At 42.5% G+C, this 24,435-nt stretch carries 29 protein-coding genes; 7 read left to right on the top strand and 22 right to left on the bottom strand.

What is annotated here, in order from left to right:
* The first annotated feature begins 90 nt into the window (after nucleotides 1–90).
* Complete coding sequence (locus tag DXD06_RS10225) at nucleotides 91–759, top strand: response regulator transcription factor (protein WP_117831557.1); 669 nt, start codon at nucleotides 91–93, stop codon at nucleotides 757–759.
* Between the two features lie 16 nt (nucleotides 760–775).
* Nucleotides 776–2,083, top strand: coding sequence for a sensor histidine kinase (locus DXD06_RS10220; RefSeq protein WP_117831556.1), 1,308 nt, complete (start codon nucleotides 776–778; stop codon nucleotides 2,081–2,083).
* A gap of 12 nt (nucleotides 2,084–2,095) precedes the next feature.
* On the opposite strand, the gene DXD06_RS10215 is transcribed toward DXD06_RS10220, so the two are convergent.
* The 4 genes from DXD06_RS10215 to DXD06_RS10200 all read right to left on the bottom strand — a co-directional run bounded on the left by DXD06_RS10215 (nucleotide 2,096) and on the right by DXD06_RS10200 (nucleotide 5,972).
* Complete coding sequence (locus DXD06_RS10215) at nucleotides 2,096–2,968, bottom strand: DegV family protein (RefSeq protein WP_117831555.1); 873 nt, start codon at nucleotides 2,966–2,968, stop codon at nucleotides 2,096–2,098.
* A gap of 55 nt (nucleotides 2,969–3,023) precedes the next feature.
* Entirely contained in the window at nucleotides 3,024–4,988 is a 1,965-nt protein-coding gene (locus tag DXD06_RS10210; RefSeq protein WP_199535210.1) for a RecQ family ATP-dependent DNA helicase, read from the bottom strand.
* Between the two features lie 170 nt (nucleotides 4,989–5,158).
* Complete coding sequence (locus tag DXD06_RS10205) at nucleotides 5,159–5,692, bottom strand: hypothetical protein (RefSeq protein WP_022045560.1); 534 nt, start codon at nucleotides 5,690–5,692, stop codon at nucleotides 5,159–5,161.
* Nucleotides 5,685–5,972, bottom strand: a complete 288-nt coding sequence (locus DXD06_RS10200; protein ID WP_117831553.1) for a resolvase — start codon at nucleotides 5,970–5,972, stop codon at nucleotides 5,685–5,687. The genes DXD06_RS10205 and DXD06_RS10200 overlap by 8 nt, the downstream gene beginning before the upstream one ends.
* A gap of 172 nt (nucleotides 5,973–6,144) precedes the next feature.
* Here DXD06_RS10200 and DXD06_RS10195 point away from each other — a divergent pair, with 172 nt between their 5' ends.
* On the top strand, nucleotides 6,145–6,660 hold the full coding sequence (locus tag DXD06_RS10195; protein ID WP_117831552.1) for an RNA polymerase sigma factor: 516 nt from the start codon (nucleotides 6,145–6,147) through the stop codon (nucleotides 6,658–6,660).
* Nucleotides 6,661–6,676: 16 nt separating this feature from the next.
* Entirely contained in the window at nucleotides 6,677–7,255 is a 579-nt protein-coding gene (locus tag DXD06_RS10190; protein WP_158569517.1) for a zf-HC2 domain-containing protein, read from the top strand.
* 147 nt (nucleotides 7,256–7,402) lie between these two features.
* Here DXD06_RS10190 and DXD06_RS10185 read toward each other — a convergent pair whose 3' ends face one another.
* The 10 genes from DXD06_RS10185 to DXD06_RS18150 form a co-directional block, all read right to left on the bottom strand.
* On the bottom strand, nucleotides 7,403–8,317 hold the full coding sequence (locus tag DXD06_RS10185) for a hypothetical protein (protein ID WP_117831550.1): 915 nt from the start codon (nucleotides 8,315–8,317) through the stop codon (nucleotides 7,403–7,405).
* 297 nt (nucleotides 8,318–8,614) lie between these two features.
* The gene (locus DXD06_RS10180; RefSeq protein ID WP_117831549.1) at nucleotides 8,615–9,460 is read right to left on the bottom strand and encodes an alpha/beta hydrolase; all 846 of its coding nucleotides are present in this window, start codon (nucleotides 9,458–9,460) and stop codon (nucleotides 8,615–8,617) included.
* 37 nt (nucleotides 9,461–9,497) lie between these two features.
* Nucleotides 9,498–11,588, bottom strand: coding sequence for a methyl-accepting chemotaxis protein (locus DXD06_RS10175; RefSeq protein WP_158569516.1), 2,091 nt, complete (start codon nucleotides 11,586–11,588; stop codon nucleotides 9,498–9,500).
* A 144-nt stretch (nucleotides 11,589–11,732) separates the two neighbouring features.
* Nucleotides 11,733–12,950 (bottom strand): GNAT family N-acetyltransferase, encoded by a 1,218-nt coding sequence (locus DXD06_RS10170; protein WP_055067398.1) that lies wholly within the window; start codon nucleotides 12,948–12,950, stop codon nucleotides 11,733–11,735.
* Entirely contained in the window at nucleotides 12,947–13,342 is a 396-nt protein-coding gene (gene vapD, locus DXD06_RS10165) for a VapD family protein (protein WP_117831547.1), read from the bottom strand. The genes DXD06_RS10170 and vapD overlap by 4 nt, the downstream gene beginning before the upstream one ends.
* Before the next feature lies 1 nt (nucleotide 13,343).
* A complete protein-coding gene (locus tag DXD06_RS10160; RefSeq protein WP_147343623.1) occupies nucleotides 13,344–13,652 on the bottom strand; it encodes a hypothetical protein in 309 nt (102 codons plus the stop codon).
* A 164-nt stretch (nucleotides 13,653–13,816) separates the two neighbouring features.
* Nucleotides 13,817–14,839, bottom strand: a complete 1,023-nt coding sequence (locus DXD06_RS10155; protein WP_117831545.1) for an Ig-like domain-containing protein — start codon at nucleotides 14,837–14,839, stop codon at nucleotides 13,817–13,819.
* A gap of 90 nt (nucleotides 14,840–14,929) precedes the next feature.
* The gene (locus DXD06_RS18160) at nucleotides 14,930–15,073 is read right to left on the bottom strand and encodes a hypothetical protein (protein WP_330418193.1); all 144 of its coding nucleotides are present in this window, start codon (nucleotides 15,071–15,073) and stop codon (nucleotides 14,930–14,932) included.
* A 29-nt stretch (nucleotides 15,074–15,102) separates the two neighbouring features.
* Nucleotides 15,103–15,363: a hypothetical protein gene (locus DXD06_RS18155; protein WP_330418192.1), complete on the bottom strand. Its 261-nt coding sequence runs from the start codon at nucleotides 15,361–15,363 to the stop codon at nucleotides 15,103–15,105.
* A complete protein-coding gene (locus DXD06_RS18150; RefSeq protein ID WP_330418191.1) occupies nucleotides 15,348–16,028 on the bottom strand; it encodes an AAA family ATPase in 681 nt (226 codons plus the stop codon). The genes DXD06_RS18155 and DXD06_RS18150 overlap by 16 nt, the downstream gene beginning before the upstream one ends.
* A 32-nt stretch (nucleotides 16,029–16,060) precedes the next feature.
* On the opposite strand from DXD06_RS18150, the gene DXD06_RS18145 reads away from it, so the two are divergent.
* Nucleotides 16,061–16,126 (top strand): toxin-antitoxin system HicB family antitoxin, encoded by a 66-nt coding sequence (locus DXD06_RS18145; protein WP_155175954.1) that lies wholly within the window; start codon nucleotides 16,061–16,063, stop codon nucleotides 16,124–16,126.
* Nucleotides 16,127–16,820: 694 nt separating this feature from the next.
* On the opposite strand, the gene DXD06_RS10135 is transcribed toward DXD06_RS18145, so the two are convergent.
* Nucleotides 16,821–17,108 carry a carbon storage regulator gene (locus DXD06_RS10135; RefSeq protein WP_055264196.1) on the bottom strand — a complete coding sequence of 96 codons (288 nt, stop codon included), beginning with the start codon at nucleotides 17,106–17,108 and terminating at the stop codon, nucleotides 16,821–16,823.
* A 319-nt stretch (nucleotides 17,109–17,427) separates the two neighbouring features.
* Between DXD06_RS10135 and metF the strand changes: the two genes are divergently transcribed.
* The gene (gene metF / locus DXD06_RS10130; protein WP_117831543.1) at nucleotides 17,428–18,285 is read left to right on the top strand and encodes a methylenetetrahydrofolate reductase [NAD(P)H]; all 858 of its coding nucleotides are present in this window, start codon (nucleotides 17,428–17,430) and stop codon (nucleotides 18,283–18,285) included.
* Between the two features lie 35 nt (nucleotides 18,286–18,320).
* On the opposite strand, the gene DXD06_RS10125 is transcribed toward metF, so the two are convergent.
* The 7 genes from DXD06_RS10125 to DXD06_RS10095 all read right to left on the bottom strand — a co-directional run bounded on the left by DXD06_RS10125 (nucleotide 18,321) and on the right by DXD06_RS10095 (nucleotide 23,646).
* On the bottom strand, nucleotides 18,321–18,836 hold the full coding sequence (locus tag DXD06_RS10125; protein ID WP_117831542.1) for a hypothetical protein: 516 nt from the start codon (nucleotides 18,834–18,836) through the stop codon (nucleotides 18,321–18,323).
* Nucleotides 18,837–18,951: 115 nt separating this feature from the next.
* A complete protein-coding gene (locus DXD06_RS10120; protein ID WP_022045206.1) occupies nucleotides 18,952–19,617 on the bottom strand; it encodes an ATP-binding cassette domain-containing protein in 666 nt (221 codons plus the stop codon).
* Between the two features lies 1 nt (nucleotide 19,618).
* Complete coding sequence (locus DXD06_RS10115; RefSeq protein ID WP_022045205.1) at nucleotides 19,619–19,990, bottom strand: GntR family transcriptional regulator; 372 nt, start codon at nucleotides 19,988–19,990, stop codon at nucleotides 19,619–19,621.
* Nucleotides 19,978–20,679: a hypothetical protein gene (locus tag DXD06_RS10110; RefSeq protein ID WP_117831541.1), complete on the bottom strand. Its 702-nt coding sequence runs from the start codon at nucleotides 20,677–20,679 to the stop codon at nucleotides 19,978–19,980. The genes DXD06_RS10115 and DXD06_RS10110 overlap by 13 nt, the downstream gene beginning before the upstream one ends.
* On the bottom strand, nucleotides 20,657–21,514 hold the full coding sequence (locus DXD06_RS10105; RefSeq protein WP_442969667.1) for an ATP-binding cassette domain-containing protein: 858 nt from the start codon (nucleotides 21,512–21,514) through the stop codon (nucleotides 20,657–20,659). Before DXD06_RS10105 ends, DXD06_RS10110 begins: the two co-directional genes overlap by 23 nt.
* 604 nt (nucleotides 21,515–22,118) lie before the next feature.
* On the bottom strand, nucleotides 22,119–22,820 hold the full coding sequence (locus DXD06_RS10100; protein ID WP_117831539.1) for a GNAT family N-acetyltransferase: 702 nt from the start codon (nucleotides 22,818–22,820) through the stop codon (nucleotides 22,119–22,121).
* Nucleotides 22,821–22,896: 76 nt separating this feature from the next.
* Nucleotides 22,897–23,646, bottom strand: coding sequence for a class I SAM-dependent methyltransferase (locus DXD06_RS10095; protein ID WP_015554079.1), 750 nt, complete (start codon nucleotides 23,644–23,646; stop codon nucleotides 22,897–22,899).
* A gap of 467 nt (nucleotides 23,647–24,113) precedes the next feature.
* Between DXD06_RS10095 and DXD06_RS10090 the strand changes: the two genes are divergently transcribed.
* Nucleotides 24,114–24,350, top strand: a complete 237-nt coding sequence (locus tag DXD06_RS10090; protein ID WP_044945660.1) for a DUF6061 family protein — start codon at nucleotides 24,114–24,116, stop codon at nucleotides 24,348–24,350.
* Nucleotides 24,351–24,435 lie beyond the last annotated feature (85 nt).

The following is a 24,435-nucleotide window of genomic DNA, read 5'->3' as shown; positions in this document are numbered from 1 at the left end:
GAATCTTTAATTTTCCGGTACATTTAAAGATTTCTTTAAGATAAATCTGCTATACTAAGGACAATTCAAGAATAACAACGAGGAAATCAAATGAAAATTCTGCTGATAGAAGATGATAAAAATTTATGTGAAATGCTGTGCTTTCAATTGGAAAAAGAACACCACACAGTAGAGGTCTGCATGGATGGACGCGACGGGCTGGATCTGGTTTTGCAGGATGCCTATGACCTGATTCTTCTGGATCGCATGCTGCCCACCATGAACGGACTTCTTGTTCTGCAAAAAGCCCGAAGCAAAGGCATTTCCACTCCTGTCATTATGATCACAGCCCTTGGAGAGCTGTATGACCGTGTGGAAGGACTTGACTGCGGAGCTGACGATTACCTTGTAAAACCGTTTGCGTATGAAGAACTTTCTGCGCGCATCCGCTCCATCGGCAGACGCAATCATGTATACGATGACAACAACCGGTTTTCTTATGCAGATATTACATACGACAGCCGGCTGCGGGAACTGACCGGGCCTAAAGGAGGGATACAGCTTTCCGGGCGGGAAGGACGTCTTCTGGAGATTTTTTTGCAGAACCCCTCGATGATCCTGCAACGCCTGGTGCTTCTTTCCCGCGTATGGGGTGCGGATGCCCCGGTAGAAGAAAGCAATCTCGATACCTACATCCATTTTGTGCGCAAACGCTTACAACAGGTGGGAAGCCACGCAACCATAGAGACGGTGCGGGGAATTGGTTACTGTATCAAATAACACATGGGAGGAAAAGATGTTTCAAAAATTACACCGGCAACTGACTTTTTTCTGCACGGTTATCACAGGGGCAATTCTTCTGGCACTCAGCGTGGTGTGTCTGCTTTTTGCGCGAAAGGCAATTGTTCAGACGGGATATACCGCCTTTCAGAAAGAACTGGTTTCTGTGATTGCCAGTCTGCAGAGCCAGGATTATATCTCCCATCAGTGGTTAAAGCAAATGCAGGAACAGCATCATTTCACCATTTACCTGTACGATAATCAGGAGTCGCTCTACTATGACCGTCTGCAGGACAGCCACTGGGAGGATCTGCGCAACGCTGTGCTGAAAAAATGCGGTACAGATATCTTTACCGGTAAAGACGGACAAACGATTGCGCATAAAGAACTGACCTATCGTTCTTCTGCAAGAGAAACTTACTATGCCTCTGTCGGATATTTGCTGCGCGGAAACGGACAGATCCGTTTTGTGATTCTCTACGACACTTCCCATCAGACAGGCCAGATTGCGCATATGACCATAGGAGTATTTGCAGCCGATCTGATAACCTTTCTTTTGCTGATTCTGTTCTCCTGGTTCTTTACCGGACGCATGGTACAGCCACTGGAAATTTCACAAAAAAAACAGCAGCAATTTGTTGCCGCTGCCTCTCATGAACTCCGTTCCCCCCTAACAGTAATGCTGTCCGGGCTGGAAACGGTAGAAAAATCGGAATCTTCCACGGAACGGCATCATTTTCTCTCTCTGATCCGGCAGGAAGGACTCCGCATGCAGCATCTGATTGCGGATATGCTGCTGCTTGCAAACGCTGATGCCCGCGGAATTTCCTTACAGATCAACGATGCCGCCCCTGATGATCTGCTGCTTTGTGTCTATGAAAAATATGAAAACCTGGCTGCTTCCAAGGGGATTTCCCTGCAGTTTTCCCTTGTGGATGCGGCTTACCGTGACTGCGCGCTGGATACGGAGCGCATCACACAGGTTCTGTCCATTCTTATGGACAATGCACTGTCTTATACCCCACAGGGGGGAAAAATCCTGCTGCTTTTGTCTCAGTCCGCACACCACACCATCTTTGCCGTGGCAGACGACGGGCCTTCCATTCCGGAGGAAGAAAAAGCGCATATTTTTGAACGCTTTTATCGCACGGACCATGCACATACTGACCACGATCACTTTGGTCTGGGCTTATGCACAGCACAGGAAATCGTTCGTGCACATCACGGAAAGATTCTGGTACACGATCCCCGTGACTGCTCTCCGCTGCCTGAAGGTTTTCCACGGGATCGGGGCGTTGTTTTTACTGTGGTACTGCACGGATAAATTTCTAAAATACTATTCTGCTTTGTTACAGCAGGCAATTCCCAGCCCGTCCGGTCCAATATGACAGGACAGCCCCAGCGACAGATTATCGCACATGACATCCATACTCGGAAAGCTTTCTTTGATCTGCCGTATCCACTCTTCCGTTACTTCTGCGGTAGAACTTGATGCAGCCATAAGATATAGTTTTCCTGCTTCATAAGCCTCCTTAAAATTCGTCTTAAATTCTTTTTTCATTGCGTCTATCATTGCTTTTCTCGCATTTTTCATTCCACGGCACTTCTGATAGACATCTAACTTTCCCACACCAAATTTCATAACCGGCTTAATCTTCAGCACATCTGCTGCCACCGCAGCAACTGAACTGATCCGTCCACCCTTTTTCAGATATGTCAGCGTGCTGAGTCCCACATAAATGACCATATGCTGTCTGTTTTTTTCGAGAATGTCTTTAATTTTCTGTGCACGGTATCCTTTCTCTGCAAGCTCCACGGCATCGAGAACCGAACGGTGCATCGGCGTAGACACGCGTCCATTATCTACAACAAATACTCTTCCGGCATACGGCTCCTCCTGTGCCATTGCCTGTGCCGTCATGCAGGAACCGCTCAGACCGCTGCTGATCGGAATATAGACAAGTTCTTCATATTCCTGCAGCATGGCTGACCACATATGCATCACACTCTCCGGTGACGGCTGGGATGTTGCCACATCCGCACCTTTACGAAGCATTTCATAAAATTCCTCTCTGGAAATATCCACTCCTTCACGATATAATTTTTCATCAATATAAAAAGGCATTGGCAGTACGGCAATCCCCAGCTTAGATGCTTCGTTTTCTAAGATGCCACTGTGGCTGTCTGTCATGATTCCTGTTTTTTTCATAGAATAATCCTGTCCTTTATCGTTTTGTTTTAGTATAACACAAAGCAGGGGACAATTATACTGCTGGCGTAAACTGTAACAAATATTTCCCCAGTTCCTCCAAAATCATCTGCTGGCTCTCCCGCGTGTGAACCAGCGCATAATAATTTCTTCCGTATTTTGCCTGTCTCTCCTCTTCCCGGATTCCTACGGCTCTTCCCTTTTCCGTCACACGCTTTATCTTTTCTTCTCCCTGCATGGTTTCCTCAAGATATCCTTTTTCCACAAGCAGCTGATTGATAAATGAAGCGGTCAGTTTCTTTCGATCCTTCTCTTCGCAGAGCGCATTGATCCGGTTTGTCAGTTCTGAAAGCATACAGGTGTCGGTCAGTTCCACCTCATCAAGTTTTTCCGGAGCGATATAAAACGGCAGCTTCTTTTTTCTTGCCGGAGCTGCTGTCGTGGTATCTACTGTCATGCCGGAAAATGCCTCCGCTGTAGCAGTTTCTCCACCATGCTCGTTCAGAAATGCTGTGATAACCTGTGTAAAACGCGCACCGTAACTTTCGATTTTCTGTGCACCCATTCCGTACACGGCTGCCATCGCGGTGGAATCCACAGGACATTTGGCACACATATCTTTTAATGTCTTATCGGAACAGATAATATACGGTGGCACACCTTTTTCCACGGCAAGTTCCGTCCGGCATTTGCGAAGCTGCTCAAACAGTTCCTGCCCTTCCGGTGTCAGATCAGCAAGCTGCAATGCCTTTTTCTTTTCTCTTCCGGTCGGAATATAAGTTTCCTCCGCCTCATCTTCCACGACCACACAGTTGCTGCATTTTTCACAGGTACACGGACTGTTGTCCCCGAAATAGGACAGAATAAACTGGCGCAGACACTCATCGGTCTCGCAGTAACGGATCATCTCATTGAGTTTCCTCTGCTCATTTGCCCGCACCACGGGATCATCGGATACCTGCCCGGATGTGGATTTGTACTGCAACAGGCGTTTGTTTATCATGATATCCTGTTTTGAGAAAAATAACACGCACTCCGCTTCTTCCCCGTCACGCCCGGCGCGTCCAGCTTCCTGATAATAATATTCCAGACTCTGCGGCATATTGTAATGAAGCACATAGCGCACATTGGATTTGTCGATTCCCATGCCAAATGCATTGGTTGCAACCATCACACGGATTCTGTCATAAGTAAAATCATCCTGATTCTTTTTCCGTTCCTCTAAAGACAGACCTGCATGATAGCGCCCAGCCGCAATGCCATATTGCAACAAAAGGGCATACACACTGTCCACATTTTTTTTCGTGGCACAATAGATGATTCCACTCTCATCCTCATGCCTTTTCACATAATTTAAGATACTGTTGTCCGTCTCTTTTCCGCCCTTGCGGTTGACCACACGGAAGAACAGATTCGGACGGTCAAATCCTGTCACGACGGTCACCGGATTCTGCAAATGCAAACTTGCGGTGATATCCTGCTTGACGCGCTCTGTGGCGGTCGCGGTAAATGCACTGACAATTGGACGGTCTGGCAGTTTTGCTAAAAAATCCGCAATTTCAAGATAGCTCGGCCGGAAATCCTGTCCCCACTGGGAAATACAGTGTGCCTCATCCACTGTCACCATGGAAATTTCGGCATAATATGCAAAGTCGAGAAAACGCGCGGTATTGAGCCGCTCCGGTGCCACATAGATAATTTTGTATTTTCCCTGCGCTGCATAGGCAAGTGCCACGCGTATCTGGTTTTCTGTCAGAGAACTGTTGATGTAGGCTGCATGCACACCTGCCTGATTCAATTCCTTGACCTGATCTGACATGAGCGAAATCAGTGGGGAAATCACAAGCGTAATTCCCTCAAGCATCAGCGCCGGAACCTGATAACACAGGGATTTCCCCGCGCCTGTCGGCATGATTCCAAGGACATCCTTTCCCTGCAGGATTCCGTCCATCAGTTCCTGCTGCCCCGGCCGCAGGCTGTCGTATCCAAAATAATGTTTTAGTGTTTCGAGTAAATTCAATTGGTTCTCCTTGTTGTGTTTTCTTTGCTGTTGTCCAGATGATCTATCCTGTTTAGGTGCTAAGTGAACAGAAACCATCTGTATACAGTAAATTTTAAAAATTACTTGACTGTAAAATAAAATGGGGTTATTCTTTTTATATTAAGAAATGGGTTTTCACCGGGTAGGGTTTATGCCTGACAGGACTTGCTCGTTTCTTTTTTTATTTCCAGAACATCATACAGGTACTTCTTTCCACTGGAAGCGTGCCGTATCAATAATCGACCTGTAAAGATATTATATCTGTCCACTTCCCCATGATCATTATATACTGGCAATGCAAATCTCGTATCATACCGATACCAGCCCATCTTCGCATCGCGCGCATGTTTTGCTTTGCGGTTATGTTCAAATACACCATTAGAAGCTATCTCTATCATTTCCGGTAAAATCTGTACTGCATTTGCTTTTGCCTTTGCATTCATCCCTCTTAATTTTTTCGTGTAAACAGATCCTGCATATTCCCCTGGCAATTCTGTTCCTATAAAAACAATTTCTTTATCTTCTGCAATACTATAAACCTCACCAACATATTTTCTGAGATATTTTTCGACATCATCCCAGGCTATTTTCTTTCCCTTAAATATAATATCATTTATCACGACAATTTTGTTTCCATCTGCATCTTTTACAACAGAAATATTGCGTTTTGTCCCCTCACTCATGCATGTTTTCTTTATTTTTCTGCAGCTCATCGTAATAAGCTTTATACCGGTACGCTGTCCTGCGGCTGATTTCCCCCTGTGCAACAATTTCCATAATTGTCATCCCGCCCTCGTATTTTACAGCAAAATCCCGGTAAGAAGTCATCCATGCTTCGTCATGCTTTTTCCTCCCGCCGGTATTACGATTTTTATATACTTCGAGTTCCGCCCGAAGCTGTTCGTTTTCCCGTTCCAGTTGCGCAATTCGCTGCAATGCACTTTTCAATGATGTAATTGTCATATGCCTCCCGTGCCACTTTTGTTTTTGACACAATTATAATCAATTTGCTTTCATGTGTCAATATCTGTTTCTGGCACATTTTCAAAAAATAATTTATAATGAAAGTGTAACAAAACAAACAAAAATTCTATTTATATATAGATTGCGCAATACGAGGAGGTGAAACAGGAAAATGCAAAAGAATACTCCACTTGAAACGATGTACATGGAGTATGCAAATACCGTAAAACATTTTTTAATTTCCTTATGCGGCAATTTTGATCTGGCAGAAGACCTGACACAGGAGACCTTTTATCAGGCATACAAATCAGCGCACCGTTATAACGGAAACTGTAAAATTTCGGTCTGGTTATGTCAGATTGCAAAACACTTATATTTTGATTATCTGAAAAAAGAGAAACATAAAACCACAGTCGGAATTGAACATTTAGAATCTTTTGAAGCAGTAAACAATCAGGGGAATCTTGAGGACACGTATCTCATAAAAGAAGAAACCAAAGAATTACTATCCGCTTTAAGACAGGTAAAGCACCCTTATGGACAAGTGTTCTGGCTGCGAGCATACGAGGAAATGAGTTTTAAAGAAATCGGAGAAATTTTTGACAAAAGTGAAAATTGGGCGCGCGTTAACTATTTCCGCGCAAAAACAAAGATCAGAAAGGTAATCGAAGATGAAAATAACATGTGATATCGTAAGAGATTTAATGCCATTATATGTTGATGACGTCTGTTCTGACGACAGCCGAAAACTTATTGAAGACCATATAAATCATTGCAGCAAATGTCAAAACGAACTGGCAGCCATGAAAGATCCGATCGAATGTCCCCCACTTAGTGAAGTCGGAGACAGTAAGACTCCATTTTCTAAAATCAGAAAAAAAGTCCGGATCAAAATGATTGCTGCAATTATTTCTACCGCGTTTCTTGTAATGACTGCTATGTTTGCCATTCAGGAAGTAGGAGTACTTCACGACTTTTTCTCCCCTATGGATATAGCATTCATAGATAACAACCATGGTTCGGATGAATGGTTTCAAGTACGCATAAATGACGGTGATTATTTGATTTTTTCATCTGTTTTTTATAAAAAAGAAGTAATAAATGACATAAACAATCCCTATGATATAACCATACGCATTCTAGATGAGAACCAAACAATTGTTTTAAAGGATACAACTATTAAACTTGGAGAATCCATAAATTTACATTGTTTGAAATACAATAAAAATTACATTGTGCAGGTAAAATGTAAACCCGGAAGATATAATTTAAATTTTACATAATCCATCACTTAATGATGATTTTAATGCTTTATGCTATTAAAATAAAAAATGGCATTGGTTAGGTCGATCTAACTAATGCCATTTTTGAATGGAATATCCCCGTTTTGAAATTTTCCTCACTTACTGCATAACCATTGTTGTTTCGATTTATTTCTTCTCCAATACTTCTTGTGCCGTTTTTGCATCGTAGCCCAATGCAGTGAGTTTTTCTACGGTATCATTTCCCCTGTTGATCGCATCCAGAATTTCCAGAATTGATTCGCGGCCTTCGGTATAACCTGATTCATGTCCCTCTTTCCATATGGACTTTGCAAATTTCTTTTCATCAAATTCTGTTAACAGCATATGACGCACCTCGCTTCGATTCTTGAGCAAAACATCCTTTAAAATGTCATGCCGGATACAATACGATATGGATTCATCAATTGCCTGCTCAATCGGCATTCCCCTGTCAATGTTCTGCCGTATCCTTGCAATAAACAAAGAATAATGCATCAGCCGTCTGCACTTATTCATCAGTTCGGCATTGTGTCCACTGTTTACATTAAGTATCCGAGCCTTGCATTCTAACGCCGGTTCCATATCTTTTGCAGACGGATCACTCTCAAAAGCATCCGACAACAGAAGCGTATAATCATCCGGAATTTTCTCTGTACCATTGTAAAATACAATATACTGCGGCATCGGCAGCTTTACCAGTTTATGACCATACATATTCAGATCATGCAGTTTGATGTATTCATCATACAACTGCGCAAAATAAAGCAGCCCACGGACCGGCATATTCGGGTTTACAGTTGACTGATGCTCGTACAAGTTCATGGTCGATGAAATCATAAACGATTTATCATTTTTCATGGACATAAATATCACATCTTCCAACGTCGTAATCTCAAGTTCCTCCGGATTCTGATGATCTGTTCCGTTGATCGCGTTATACAGTTCGAGCAGATCCTCCTTATCCTGAAACACTCTCTGAAATAAGCGGTCCTTATACTTCCTGTTGTGAAACCGGAACCTGCGTACAAACTTTAACCAGCTTTTTGTTCTTTTGTAATTCAATCACTGTCCTCCTTACATTATACGAAAAGAAAAGCGGTTATGCAATGTATTCAATTTGATTCGTTATGGAAAATTTTAGCGATATGCTATGGATTTGCCATTCAACATTTTTACTATACAATACCTATTGTATTTTCGCAACTGGAATTGTATTTCATACTTAGAATTGTTAATAAGGTTCTGCTTCGAACAAACATAAGGACATATAGGGGAAAAAGTCATTTGTCATGTCCCAGCTATATAAAAAAGAAGGACATAATCAGAAAATTTTTCTGTATATGTCCTTCAACTGCTGTGTCATAATGTCCGTTTAAAAAATGCAATGATCTGCTGCCATACTTCATCCTGGAAAAACATCAGGTCCGCATGCTCTGCACCATCAAGCGCAAGCAATGTCACATCACAGCCGGCTGCTTCTAACGCATCATACAATTCCTCACTCTGCGAAAAAGGCACGGTACTGTCTTTGGTTCCATGAATCAGCAGGAATGGCGGCGCATCCGGTGTCACTTTGGAAACCGGGGAATTCTCATAAGCTTCCTGCGGATGTGTCATAACATTAAATCCCATCAGCAACGACTCTGAAGACATGGCTGCCTTTTCCACATCATCATATGGAAAATGGGACGCATCTGTCGGCGGATACCACGGACAGGCCGCCTGTATCTGACTGGAATACTCCAGATACTCACCTGTATCCAGTTTTTTATCCCGATCCAGTGCTGCCATACATGTCAGATATCCTCCTGCAGATTCTCCCATCACACCAAATTTTTCACTGTTAATCCGATATCTTTTTGCATATGCACGAAGATATCGGATTGCTGCCTTGATATCACACAGCTGCATCGGATGCGTTCCCTCGTTGGATGTCCGGTACTCTACGCTGGCAACAACAAACCCTTCCTGCGCCAGTGTGCCCAGATATGCCAGATGCGCTGCTTTGTCCATGCGCTGCCATGCGCCACCGCAAATCCATACAATACATGGATATGTCTTTCCTTCCCCATCCTCCGGATAGATGAGATCCAATTTGAGATCTCTCCGGCAATGACCGAACCAGGAATCAACCTGCGCATAAGTAATGTCTGTTGTCACAACATATTGTGGTTTTGTGGTTTCCGGTTTTAATGTTTTCTTCATTATAATTTTCCTCGTTTCCGATGTAAAATTTCCTTTTTCAATCCAAATGAAACTGCGCGACAAAATCCCGGATCACATTGACGGACTGTGTGCACTCCTGCAGCTTGTCGTAACCCTCGGTTACAAGGTTCTGCGTACTGCCGGATTTCTCGGCAATACCGCTGATTCCATCTGTGGACTGTTCCACCATGGAGTTGATCTCTGATACGGTAGAAGAGATCTCTCCAATGTGCTGCTCTAATGCATCCACTGCTTCTTTTGTCTGCTGCATGATCTGCTGGAATGTGTCCGCATCGGCATGATACTGCTCCCCCACCTGTGCGAAATGCTCATAATCCCCAAGAACGGTCTGTTCCAGAAATTCCATAATCGTTGTGAGGCATTCGGTCATATTGGAAACCGAACTGTTGACCTCTCCTACAATCTCGTCAATTGTGGAAACGGTATCCAGTGTCTGCGTTGCCAGATCTCCGATTTCGGAAGCAACAACCGCAAATCCCCTGCCCGCTTCGCCAGCCCTGGCTGCCTCAATATTGGCATTTAATGCCAGAAGGTTTGTCTGGGAAGAAATCTGTTTGATGTTGTCTGTCAGCGCATTGATCTTCTGTACGGATTTCGCCTGCTCCACAGCGGCATCCGTCTTCTGTTTCATGACCGCATACATCTGGTCTGTCTTGTGGCGGGACTCCGTACTGATCCGCTCCATCTCTCCGGCACGCTCCTGGATCTGTCCGGAATTTTTCTCTCCATCCTCTGCAAGCCGCTGGATATTGTCGGAACTTTCTCTCATAATTCCAACGTTTTCCACAATGTGCGCCGCATTTGCACTGGTCTCTTCCATCCCTGCCGCCAGTTCCTGCGTAGCCGCCGAATTGTCCTCCGCATAAGCGCTGTTCTGTTTCATAAGCTGGTTTAAATTTCCGGTATTTGTTTCCAAAACCTGCTGCGTCTGCTGCAGGTTTTCCATCATCGCCCGGAGCTTCTTTCGCATATCGTGGATCTTTGTTGCCATATCCCCGATTTCATCCTTCTGCTTCCGCAGCTTTGCTCCAGCCTCTGTCGGGCGGAAATCCAATGCAGCGGTCTGCTCAATCACAGAAGTCAGCTGACGGATTGGCTTTGTTAAGCCGGTACCCATAACAATACCAATCACTGCCGAGAGAATAAATGCAACAATCATTGCAAGAATAATCATCTTTGCAAGTCCGTATGCCTCGGAATAAATCTCCGACACCGGTGCCGTAAGCACCAGCTTCATGCCATTGTCCAGATTATAAAAGGCCAGCTTCTTGTCTACATTTTTGTAAGTATACTCTAAGGTTTTCCCCTGATTGCCATCCTCTGCCAGAAAATCTGCACCCTTTTTCAAGGAGCTGTCCAGATCGGTAATGACTGTACCCTCATCCACATTTTTGTGATGCATGATGGAACCGGAAGCATCCGTCAGGAATGCATAGCCGGACTGATATACGGTTGTCTCATCCACCAGATCAGTAATCTGTGAAAAATCAATATCCATACCAACAATACCGATCGATGTTCCATCTTCTGCAAACAACGGCACAACGTATGAGATCATGTAAATATTGATATTTTCATTCATGTACGGTGACATCCAGATAGCTTCCTTTGCCTGTACCGGAAGGTAATACCAGCCGACATGCTCCACATCGCTTTCATCATACATGGAAAAATCCGTCGGTGTCAGGCACTGCAGTTCACTGTCAACTGACTGACGCTGTGCAAAAACACCGGATGTCGGATTGGAGTAATTCGGGTTATACCGCAGATATACCGTCACTGCCCCATTTGTATGGTTTGCAAAATCAAGCACCGCCTGCTGTACCGTCTCGGTGTATGTATCCGCATAATCCTTGCTCTGCCGGAACGAATCATAGTCAAAATTACTCATTGCAACTTCACTGAGCGTATCCACCGACTGCTCAATCTTCTGAATCGTGGAATTGATCTCTTCGGTCTTCTTCTGCCCTGTAAGCTGCATCATGGTCATTGCATCTTTTCCGGCTGTCCGCACAGAATTTGAAATTGCAATCACCCCGATCAGCACCGATGTAAAAAGAGAACAGATCAAAATAGATGCTATAAGCTTTGTCCGTACTGATTTCATAATCCTTTGCCTCCCAAACTCATTTTTTCTGTTGTTTTTATAAGTAGTCCCCTTATGTATTCCGAAAATCATCCAGTACCGGTATCTGCAGAACGGTATCCCGGTAATTTTCACTTTCCATTATAACATACCATGCTGAATTTTTTAGATGTAATCGGAAATATATGGAATTTTATGAAACAGTACATCATCCAGACGGTCTACCGCTTCCTGCTTTCCTTCAATGCGTTCAAGGGCATACAGACGCTCAGCCGTCTTGTATCCCAGTAAAAGGGTAGTCAGCGTACCTATCTCCATTTTTAACTTATACTCTGCCGGTTCATCGGTCAGCATACATGTTCCATCGGAAAAACAGAGCCGAAAACTGCGATTGTTCCACAAAAGCAGGTGATCCTCAATTTCAAGTTCGATATACAGTGTTCCGCCATCCGGATCACATGGATAATCCTGTAAAAAGCTCTCGATATCAATAATCCGTCCCATGGCATACGGCCGGATCGTTTCCTTGATATCCCCATCATCCATCTCAAACGCAATCGGTTCGCTGAAATAGGTATAGCCATGCACCGCATCGATCATGGAATCATGCGCGTGGATATACTCCCACAGCCCCTTTTTTGCCTCGCGGTTTAAGTAGATCATTTCCTTGATATGCATGATATCGTTTTTGATCAGATAGACCATAAATCCGCATGGCTTGTCCTTGGTGTTATAGTAAACTGCCACGTTCGTATCGTCCTCATCCCAGCGCCAGTATTCCTCCCACGCCAGTGCATTCCGGAACAGGCAGCCGTGTGTGATTGATGCAAAATGCGAATGCAGCTCATGAAAATCGGTATTGTCCCAGTCCACACGCCGTACATACCCGGGTGCTTTTACTTTCGTCGGAATCTGCCGATCCTTGATATTGAAAGAAATTTTATTGGATATGATCTCCCAGCCCAGATGATGATACAGCGGTATGGAATAAGGATACAGGAGGGCAAACGGTCTTCCCTGCTGTTTCATATGTTCCAGACTCTGATACATCAGTTTTTTCATAATGCCCTGCCCGGTATATTCCGGATATGTACAAACACTCGTAACAAATCCAACGGGAAATACCTCCCCGTATATATTCATTTTCAATGGATATACGGCAAACTGGGAAATCAGGGTATCCCCATCAAAACATCCCAGCACATCCGCACGCTCCAGTACCGGGAACTTCGACTGTTTGATCTCTTCATCTTTCCATCCGGTTGCCGTCAACTCATCCTCCGTTACCTGAAAGGTATAGCGCAACAGCGCGTTATACTGGTCCAGATCCTTCACATCCTTGGGTTCTAAGTAGCGTATGGCATAATTTTCCACCGAATTCATTTTTCCTCCTTCGGAATTTCTTCTTTAATAATGAGTATTTCTTCTTGATTTATAAATTCTCTTAAAATTCCCTTAACACTATACTGTTCCTCTATATCAGTGACATCAATTTCATTTATACAAAGATATAACCATGGCAGCTTTTGGGAAAGCTTTTCCATAAGATCTACAATACCATATGTTGTAAGGCTATTCTTCGAAGTATAGACAGAATATTGTCTATGTTCAAATCCATTCATTTTCATAAACTGGCTTATGTCCCGATATGCCTTTTTATAAAACTTGGGATTGATGGTTATTTTAGGTCTCGGATAATTTATTGCCAAGTCCTTCTGGCTCAAATCAAAAGTAATTTGTTTTCGGCTTGAACCGTTTTTTGTTTTATTTTCCATATTATGCACTTATCATCTGTTTTCTCTTTATTTGCGCTAAAACATCTTCACTTTTATTATTTTCGTTCCATGTGCAGGATGTTGCATAATTCAAAAACCACTTAGAACGTGTCAGGCGCATAATAATCGTCCACATATCAGAAAAATCGTTTTTCTTTTCTCCAGCACCGAAAGAAAGGACTTCTCCTTCTGCCACACATGAAATATTTTTTTTATCAAATTCCATTTTTATAGTTTCATAAATATTTGACATTGTATATCCATTTTTTTCTATTATTTTTTTGTCAAATGTAAAATCTACTCTCAGCATAATCATTCCTCCCCGTATAATATTATTCTCCGATTCTCCATCATTTCTTTCAATTATATCATTGTATATATGCATCATCAATATCTTTCGCTGATTGTCCCTTTGGTTATGATCCGCAGATTGTCTGTCATACAGACCATAATTTTGTTCTGCTTCCTGTAGTATTATTTTTCTTTGACAGTTACTGTCATGCGTACCTTCGTGCCATCTTCTTTCGCATAAATATATGCACGTCCCCTGCCGATGGCTGTGATCACACCGGTCTCATTTACCGTGGCAACATTTGTGTTTGAACTGTAGTACTCCGGTTTGTTGCCGGAGGATACCGTTACCTTCGGCTGACATGTTTCGCCGGCCGTTAACGAAATCTGTTCCTGTCCGACGGTAATCTTTGGCTTCTTTACCGTGACCTCACAGGTTTTGCTGACACCGTCGACTGTGACCGTGATGATGGCTGTTCCGTTTTTTACAGCGGTAACTCTGCCCTCATTGTCCACCGTGGCTACGCTTTTTTTATTTGTTTTCCACATGGGAATACTTTTGGATGTGGAAGAAACGGATAACCGGAGCGTCCCCTTCCGGTAAAGGGATGCGGATGTCCGGTCCAGCCGGACCGTTGGCTGCTTTACCGTCACTTTACAGGTCTGGGAGGTTTTATCTGCCGTGACCGTGATGGTAGTTTCACCCGGTTTTTTCGCTGTGATCACGCCGTTTTCATCCACCGAGGCGATGCTCGAGCGGGCGGATTTGTACGTGACCGGATGCCCGGTTGATGTCTCGGCTTTCAGCCGGGCCGTATATCCGTTCTCCAAGGATATGGATTTCTGACTTAATGTAATGACCGTTTTTTCAACTGTAACCCTGCAGCTTGCCTCCCCATTTGCAATTTTTGCAGTGATCGTAGCATTACCGGCCTTTTTCGCCGTGATCTTTCCATAAGTGTTCACGGACGCGACTGTGGAATCACTCGAAGAAAACTTTGGTTTCTTTCCGGTAGAAGTGATCGCAGTCAGATAATACTCGTCTCCAATTTTCATGGTCTTACTGTATTTTGTCAGCAGAACGTATTCGTATCCGCTGGCAGCATATACTGTTGTGATTCCGTTGTAACTGGAGAATAAAAGCATGGAAACCATGCAGAAGACAGCCAGTGCTGACTTTAAGAAGTTCTTTTTTGTGTGTAACATATGCCCCCATTTCCGGTTGCAGAAACAAACGGGACAATCAGCTTGTATAAAAATCTAGCATATCTTCTGCGGTTTGTAAAGAGATTTTTGTTATTCTCCAACCACAACCTTACAATCCTTCGTAAAACACGCAATTCCGTACTTGATAAAGTTTCTCATTCCATCCTGTCTCAGCCTATCCACATAGTCTTTTTCCTCTATCTGCTCCAGTGCTTTGGCACATGCAGCATCCACATCTCCATTTTCTGCATATTTGAGTTCGATTACAATTCCCTGATTTTCTTTATAAAAAGGTTTTTAATTTCCCTGTTTGGAATAGTCAGGCGGTATTTTCCGCTTTCTGTACGTCCCTGATGCGTCAGATATCCGGTAGTAAAAAGTACGCTCCACAGGTTTTCAATGCTTTTATCAAGCTCATCATATGTGAGTTCCAACGAGATTTCTTTTTCAATGCATTCTCCTGCAATCAGACGCTCGATTTCGTTTTTGGTCTGGACATCCGCTTTGTCTATAAATCTGCGCACAGGCTTTTACAATACCGGATAACATCCCACGGACAGTAAATATCGGTGTTTCGGAAATGATAACCATCGTACCACTCCTTAACTTCCGGATAGTGGTCTGAAAACGTATAATCATCCAGAAGTTTTTCAACCTCATTGTCCGTAAATCCAAAACTCTCATCATACGGAACATTTAAAACCGACAAAACCTCGAAATTGTTAAGTCCTGTAAAAATACTTTCTTTGGGAATACGCAGGCATCCTGTTAAAACGGCAAACTGCAGACTATCATTGGTCTTTAAAGCCATTCCGAAAAGTCCTCTGATGAGTGAAACCATCTCCCGATAATAGCCATTCTGAAACGCTTTATCCAGTGGAACATCATATTCATCTATAATGATTACGGTTTTTTGTCCATAATGCCTATGCAATAAATGTGACAGTATATATATGCTTGATGTCAGTATATTCTCATCCATAGAATATTTGCCATTATGCAATGCGACAATTGCCTGATACTGCTCCTTTTCATTATCAGATAGTTTGTCACTCTCTGACAAAAATGAAAAACGTTGTGCCTCTCTTCCTGCCAGCTCTGTGATACGATACCTTGCATCCTCATATTTAATGTCTTTCCAAAGCGGCGGGGACGGGTAAAAAGAGTCACTTTGCTCCAATCTTTTCATTGTAATTCTCGACTTACATTGATTTAAGAGGCTTGTTCGGACAGGGAAATTTTAATGTTCGGATATCTCCGGATTTGCACAGAAAAGTCTTTGTATAAGCAATCACACACTAGATGTCCATGAATCGACATATCTGGGGAACCCTTAAAAAATCGCCTGCTGCCCAGGAATCATGCTGAGAAATTTATACCTAAGTTTATAAGTTATTTCGAATTTTCATAAACTCTTTAGCATGTTGTCACAACCTGTTCATAATGCACTGGTAATATAAAACCATCAAAACAAAAGGGGCTGTTGTATTTTAACAAACGGTGTTGGGGTGCTGTCAGTTCCGACTAAAAACAATTCGCGAAAGCGATTTTTCTTATAGATCCGCCACAGAATATCTTTTCCTCCCTCTGTGGCGGGATTTTTTATGCACATTGCCTTCTGGATATTGGCATATGTGTGAAAATCTGCTGGCTGAATTTTTTTCTTCTCTCTTTCGGGACATATGTATAAAAACTTATTGGCTATGTCCCTCTTCTTTTGCTTGTGGGACATATGCACGGAAACTTATCGGCTATGTCCCTCTTCTTTTGCTCGCTGGGACATATACATGAAAACTTACTCACTATGTCCCTTTTCTTTTGTTTACCGGGACATATATGCCAGAAAAAACGCTATATGTCCCATTGCCGCAGACATAAGGGACATAATGCAAAGGAATGATTCTATATGTCCCACTGTGCCAAAAAAGTGGGACATAACAGAGCAAAAATTTTCTATATGTCCCCAGGATCGCCTTGCTTATTACCGTTTTTTGTATGTCACGGTCTCCTCCCCGCTGACATGCGACTGGTTGCGCTTTTCGCGCATGAGGATTTCTGCAATCTCACGCTGTGCTGTTTTTGAAATTCCTTTTTCTTTATAATAAGGCGATGGCTTTTTGTCTTTGCCCGCACTGTTTCTGGCAACATTTATTTCGCGCGGTGCATCCACCAGCAGATGTATGTTGTTGGCAGAGCCTCCAGAGAAAATAATTTTAATGTTATCTCCCAATGTAATGTATTCGCCCGGTTTCAAGCTCAGTTTCAGCATAAGAACCTCCATGTTTATTCCCCTTCATCCAGAGGATGCAACTCTCTTATAAGAATTGTTGCATTTTTACGCTGTAATTTTATTATGTTCATTATCTGTAAAACTATGTGTTCTTTTTTCTTTTCCAATCAGATCTTTGGACTCCATTTTTCTTAAAAGAACTGCTACCCGCGCCGTGTTGATTCCAATCGTATCGCTGATTTTTCCTGCTATAACCTGAATCTATGGAGAAATGCATCATTTATGTATTGTACAGTTTTATTTTTTCCTGCTATAATCAGGATAATTACAATAATTTTGAACGAAAGACGGTATTAAAATGAAAATTTCTGACGCATGTAATCATAAAAAAAGCTTATCTTTTGAGATATTTCCTCCGAAAAAGGACAGTGAACTGAAAAATATTGATGCGACACTTGATGTGCTGTGCGAACTGCAGCCGGATTTTATCAGCGTGACGTTTGGTGCGGGCGGCAGCTTAAACTGTAACCGCACGATTGAACTTGCCAAAAAGATTAAGCAGAACTACCATGTGGAGCCGGTTGTGCACCTGACCTGCCTGCATTACAACCGGGCAGAAATTGATGAATTTGCCAGAATCCTTACCGCAGAAGGCATCCAGAATGTGCTGGCACTGCGCGGAGACCGAAATCCGGATCTTACCGAAAAAGATGATTTTAAGCATGCATCCGACCTCATTTCCTATCTGAAACCGAAGGGGGATTTCTGCTTTTTAGGTGCCTGCTACCCGGAATGTCATCCGGAATCTGCCAATAAGATTGAAGAGATCCGACACCTGAAGGAAAAGGTAAATGCCGGAGCAGAAGTGCTGCTTTCCCAGTTGTTTTTTGACAACACACAGTTTTACCGTTTTGTGGAGGACTGCCGGATTGCGGATATCAATGTGCCAATTGTTCCTGGCATCATGCCGGTCATCAATGCCGCGCAGATCAAGCGAATGATTACGATGTGCGGAGCTTCTTTCCCGGAGCGTTTCCAGAAGATTATTCATAGATTTGAAGATAACAAGGCAGCTTTATTTGATGCGGGTATGTCGTATGCGTTAAGCCAGATCATTGATCTGCTGGCAAACGATACCGATGGAATTCACCTGTATACCATGAACAATCCGGTGGTTGCCCGCAAGATCTGTGAGGGAATTCAGCATATTATATGATGTTTATTGTGTCAGGCACTTTGTTCTTTTAGGCATTATCTGCAAAAAAGTGATTCCTTCAACTCAATATACCCAATGAGCATCGGTCCGGTCAAAAATAAAAGAACACCTTCCATCACCCTCACAAGAGAAATTTTTTGCGTAAAGCTCATGCTTCCGATCACGATCAGCATGGCAAATGCGCCAAATTTCCACACAAACTTCCAAAGATACTGCATCCTCACACGGATGTAGTTTTTTCCCGAAACCGGAACAAACCGAAGTATTTTTGAAACCGCATCCGATTTTTGCATCCTCCGGCTGAAGGCTTCATTGCTCCATTGATACGGTGCCAATACATAGTTATCCATAAAAACGACCATCCACACATAGCTCAGTATCAGCCACGCATCCCGATAAAAGATTCCATCAAAAATCAGCGTCATCCCTAACACTAGCACAACAGCTGCAAACATCCAGTATAAAAACCATGCCAGCTGGTCCGTGCTCTCCTTTAAATTCCGGTCAAAATTCTTCAAATTTTCCTGTTGCTTCTTATCCTCTATCGTCATCCTCGACACTCCTGTCTTTTACACATAATACCCATGTGTTTCGATTCAAGCACATTTTTCTGCACTTCACTCAACCATTGCCGTCTCACCGCATAACCTTCACTGCCACAACGCCTTATGCATTCTCATAAAACGAAGTAAATTCCCCATGCTCAAACTGTCCGATATAATCAAATTCTTTCCGGATGTCATCCTCTAAGTGCGACGACATGATCACGGAACAGTCCAGCACTTCCAACTGCTGCCGGAGCAACCTGTAAAATTCCTTGCGGAAGATCGGATCCATCCCCGCAGTCGGCTCATCTAAAAGAAGAAGCCTCGGTTTGTGTGCGAGTGCAAATGCAAGCTGAAACTTCATATTCTCACCGCGCGACATCTTCTCCACGGTCCGTGCCGTGGTAAGATCCATCTGTTCCATCAGCGCAGCAAACTGATCCATATCAAAGGTATCATAGAAGCTGCCCAGCATCCTTGCATTCTCTCTTGCACTCTTCTGCCGCAAAAACAACCGCTCCTCAGAGACAAATCCGATCCGGTTCATCGACCACGCATGATCTTCCGCGATGTCGGTTCCGTCCAGATAAAAGCTGCCGCGATAATGCTTCTTTTCCTCCATAATATAGCGGAAGAATGTCGTCTTTCCGGCACCGTTTTCCCCGATGATTCCCATAATATATCCACTTGGAAGTTCAAAATCCACATTTTGCAAAGCGAACCTGCCTTTGCCGAATAACGCTTTCTTCCCCTGTACCTGCTTCGCAGAAAAAATAATATCTTCCATCTTACAACAATCCCTCCAGCATCTCACGAATATCCTCAGTTCCAAGTCCCGCCTGTTTTGCAAGCGTAATCCACTCCTGCAGGCGTTTTTCCAATTCCATCAGCTGCTTTTCGTGCAGATAATCCGTGTTGTATTTGCACACATAAAATCCTTTATTGGAAACGGAACGGATCAGTCCCTCCCGCTCCAGTTCCTCATACGCGTGCTTCGTCGTGATCACGCTGACGCCGATATCCGCTGCCAGTCCCCGAATGGACGGCAGCGCCTCGTCCGGCTGCAGTTCACCGGATATGATCTGATTCTTGATCTGATTGACGATCTGCTCGTAGATGGCATACGTTCCATGCGGTTCAATGACGATTACCAGTCCCATGTCTCCTCCTTCGTTGCAAGTTCATAGACGGCGAGTTTCTCTCTGATTCCACCCCAACGCTTGTGAAGCGCATAAGAAAGAGGTGCGTAAATGATGAGATAAATAACAAGCGCAACCCAAAATTCCACATTCGTAATCTCCGAAGAACAGATGCCAATCATCACGCAGCTTGCGATCACACTGAATACCGTGATCGGTCCGTTAAAATAACTTACCTGCCCATAAGCTGCCCGCGACGCATTATTCCGCCAGACCAGTCCGTCGTTTGTAATTCCCACACAATAGGACATAAAGAACACCGTTACCAGCTGCAGGATCACGCCTTTTATCATCATCGGCTGCACGATCAGCAGGATGATATCGATTACCGCACACAACGCAAGCGGCAGGCCAATCTTAACCTTTAACATTCTCCGGATATATTCCTCGCGCAGCTTTTTCGATCCGGGAACCAGATACAGCATCGTCGGCAGGGCACTCGTATGTGTGATTGCTGCAAACAGCGCAAGAGCCATCGGAAATATGAGCCATATATACCCAAGCCCTTCCTTTGCACTGCCAAATACAAAAGGCAAAAACGATGCGCCAAACAGGATCACATAAAAGATACTTTTCAATACCTGATCACGGTTCTTATATTCCAGAAAATATTCTCTGATCACATTCTTATATTTGATTGCCTCTTCCATGCTCCGCTCCTTTCGCCAGATAATACATCAGTTCCTCCGTGTCCGGCTCCCACACCTTAAGTGCCCGGTCATACTCCGCGTGATCATGTTTGACCAGAGCACTGCAGCCCACCGGTGTCTCCTCCATATAGACCAGCCGCCCGCCAAAAGCCCTCAACGCATGACGCTCGCCTGCCACCATCCGGTATGCATCACGAACCGACTCGATATCTCCATACAACAGTTGTCTGCCTTTCTTAAGCAACAGCAGATAGTCCGCAAACCGGTCCACATCCGAAGTAATATGTGTCGAGAGGATCACACTCTTCGTTCCGTCCGCGGTAAATTCTCTTAAAATATGATGGAATTCTTCACGGAAGGTCTGATCAAAATTCGCCCCCGGCTCATCGAGCAGCAACAGTTTCGGATGATGCGCCAGCGCAAAAGCAAATGCAAACTTCAGCTTTTCTCCCTTGGACAGTTTCTTATATTTTTTCTTTCCATCCAACCGGAATCTCTTAAGATATTCCTTTAACAGTGTCTCATCATAATTTTTGTAATATTTTCCATAATGCCTGCTGTTTGCGATCAGAGAATCCCAGTTATCGAACCATTCCTCATGAAACACAAATCCAATATCCTGCTGTAATTCCATCTGATTTGTACGGTACTCCTTCTCCTGTATAGAAATCGTTCCATCGTACTCATAAAGTCCCGCCAGAATGTTTAACAGTGTGGTTTTCCCCACACCATTCTCCCCGATCAGTCCGCAGATATAACCTGCCGGAAGTTCAAAATGGATGTCCTGTAATGCAAATGAACCGAATCTCTTGGATACGTTCTCGGTTTTGATCATTGTCTGTTCCATGCCTTTACCTCGTATTTTCATTCGTGCAAAGTTTTGTTCCGTCTGTGTATGTGTATATATACATATATACACCATGTTGTTTTAGTTGTCAACGTAAACTTACACCCATTCGACTTTTTTCTATCTCTCCATCCGGTTTCAGGCGATTGTACGCCTAAACACGCTGGTAACCATTTTAATTTTTTCCGGATCCGCTCCAACAAAATTTGTTTTTAAAAATAAAGGCTTTGGGACATTCTTTCAATGCTTACCTGATCTTCCATTATGTCTAGTTGCTTTCATTCATATCTTTCCTTTCTTTTCTACAAAAAAAGACCAAGTAAATTTCTCTACTCAGTCTGTTAATAACAACAATATTTAATTATTTTCCCGAAGGGAACAGCAACGAAGTTGCCAAAACTTGTGAAGCTCTGCTGCAAGTAATACCCAGTACTTAGTGGCGAAACGCCACTAACTGGGCAATGGTTGCACCCTTGACCTGCTAAGGCGCTTCGCCCTTAACCCGAGCGGAGTCTTTCTCCTGCACCTTGCGTAAGGCTCTGCCTTTACAATCCGACAACCTGGAATTTCACCTTGTTATCAGTTCTTCCTATCAACAAATACCTCTAGTTCCATATGTATCTGTCCATAATGGCATATAACCGCTACGAATTGCAACTGCCTGTGATGCTATATTTGTTACAGAAGCACTATAAAAGGGGATTTTATCCTGTTCCATTATTGCAACAGTCAAATTATGTACTAATAATGAAGCCAAGTTTTTTCTACGATACTCCTTTTTTACATCAATCCCAATCTCACGTAAGTCATCATCTACAATTGAGGCTCCTGCTAATGCAACAATTTCGTCATTTCTCTTTGCATATAGAACAATACATGTCGTAGTATTACCATCTTCGTCAAATGATAATGAATTATCGAAACCATGTATTCCTCGCAATTTTTGAATTTCATCACTAACCAGTAATTCAAATGTAAAATCATTAGTATAAGGTAATATGGACATTTGACTTAAATCCGGAACATAATGCAATGTTTGACCAAATACAAAATCGCTCTCATACAACTCATCTCTGTTTTTTCCACGAAGGCATCTCATAGCCTCCGAATAAATATTTTTAGATACTGTTACAACATTTGTATCACCTACACTAAGAATTTTTACATAGCGTTTTGAAACAGTTTCGTCCATGATAAAATTAGTTTCACCAGAATGTAATTCATCTACACTACATTTCATTTGTTCTGCTATATGTTTAAAAATAGCGTCCTGTATATCCTGTTGCCAAATCATATTTAATCTCCTATAACTTCAAAGTTTCTGTTCCTTACAAACTTGAATTTGTCGGGTTCTTTACATAGATAAAATATTAATTTTTCTTTCCACACCTAAAAAAAATAAAGTCTGGCTGATGAATAACTCCTCCAAACATATCTGCTCGCTTTTCTCTAATTGATTCTGGTACTTTTGATTCCTGACATTCCTCAATAATAAATCCAGCAGAAACAATATCATTTATTAATGTTGAAATCGTTCTATGATAAAGTTCATATTCATCTACTACCCAATGAATAACACGCTTACCCTCTATTCCGTAATTTCGTAGATTAGCATATAATCTTTCTCCAGTTTCTGTTCTGGTATATCTGTCAAAAGTCCCATCATATGCTGTACTTATTGGGTGTGACATCGAAAAAACACATTTGCCATTTTCATTCAAGTGACTATAAATCTGTTTCATAAGCCTTTCAAAATTTTCTACATAATCAAAAGCCAATGAACTTGTAATAACATCAAACTTTTCCTCTAAATCATCCAATTCTTCAAAAGCCAGTCTTCTGTATTCAATATTAGAGGCAGCATTATTTTTTCTTGCATATGCTAACATTTTTTCCGATATATCAATTCCAAGAACGGATAACGCCCCTTTCTTTGAATATTGAAGTGCATGTTGCCCCATACCACATCCAATATCTAATACTTTCTTTTTATATAGTTCAGGTATCATCCCTAATATTATTGGTGTTTCAATAATATCATTAAAATTGATTTCTTTGCTACGTATTTTCTCGAAGTTTTCGTAAAATAAATCATTATCATAAATATTTTGTTTTGACATTCTGCAACCAGCCTTTCATATAAAAAATTATTTTTTGTTTTCTTCTACTTCCATCTTCTTGTCTTTCGGGCAACAAGCATCCTTCTCTTTCAGCTCGGTCAATTCCGATTCTAATGTCTCTATTATAAAGAGGAAAAAGAGCTCCTTCGAGCTCTTTTGAGTCAGTTCTGCAAACTGGAATTGAGATTTCATGTATTCCAAGGGATTTAATAATTGTTATATTTTATTATCAAATATCTCTGAATCCCTTGAAAACACTAAGTTTGTCGCAGGTGATCTTTCCCTTAGACTTTCCCTTATGTTATATCTTCCCATATGGATTTATGAACCCTGATAAGGGAAAATACAAGGAAAAGAAAATCCTCTAAAACAGTATAACACAAAATAAAAACGACATGGTGAACTGATTGAAATGCTTCTGATTTTTGTAACAAATGATTGATTGAATGATAAGGAGATTTGATACGATGAGAACAATATTTGCAGAATACAATCCACAACGCAACAGCATTGATGTTTATACTTCTGCTGGCTATATGCTCCGCATTGACTGCTGGGAAGCAGAAAAGAATTTAAAAACAACACCCAGATTAGATTGTGCATTAAATGCACTTGCTATTGATGAACCACTTGAATATGCAAGACTATACCTTGATGGAACTATGCAGATGTGGGTTGATGCCGAAGATTCATTTTATTTATGATGATTATACTGTCACTCCTAGTGTCTCCAGAGAGTGACAGTTTCATTGTCATTTTGAGCTCGTCTTTTTTAAGACAAGCCTCGTA

Origin of the sequence: Roseburia sp. TF10-5 (assembly GCF_003462365.1) — a bacterium.
Lineage (GTDB): Bacteria > Bacillota > Clostridia > Lachnospirales > Lachnospiraceae > Roseburia > Roseburia faecis.
The sequence above is the reverse complement of the archived record's forward strand: the minus strand, read 5'-3'. Positions and strand labels throughout refer to the sequence as shown.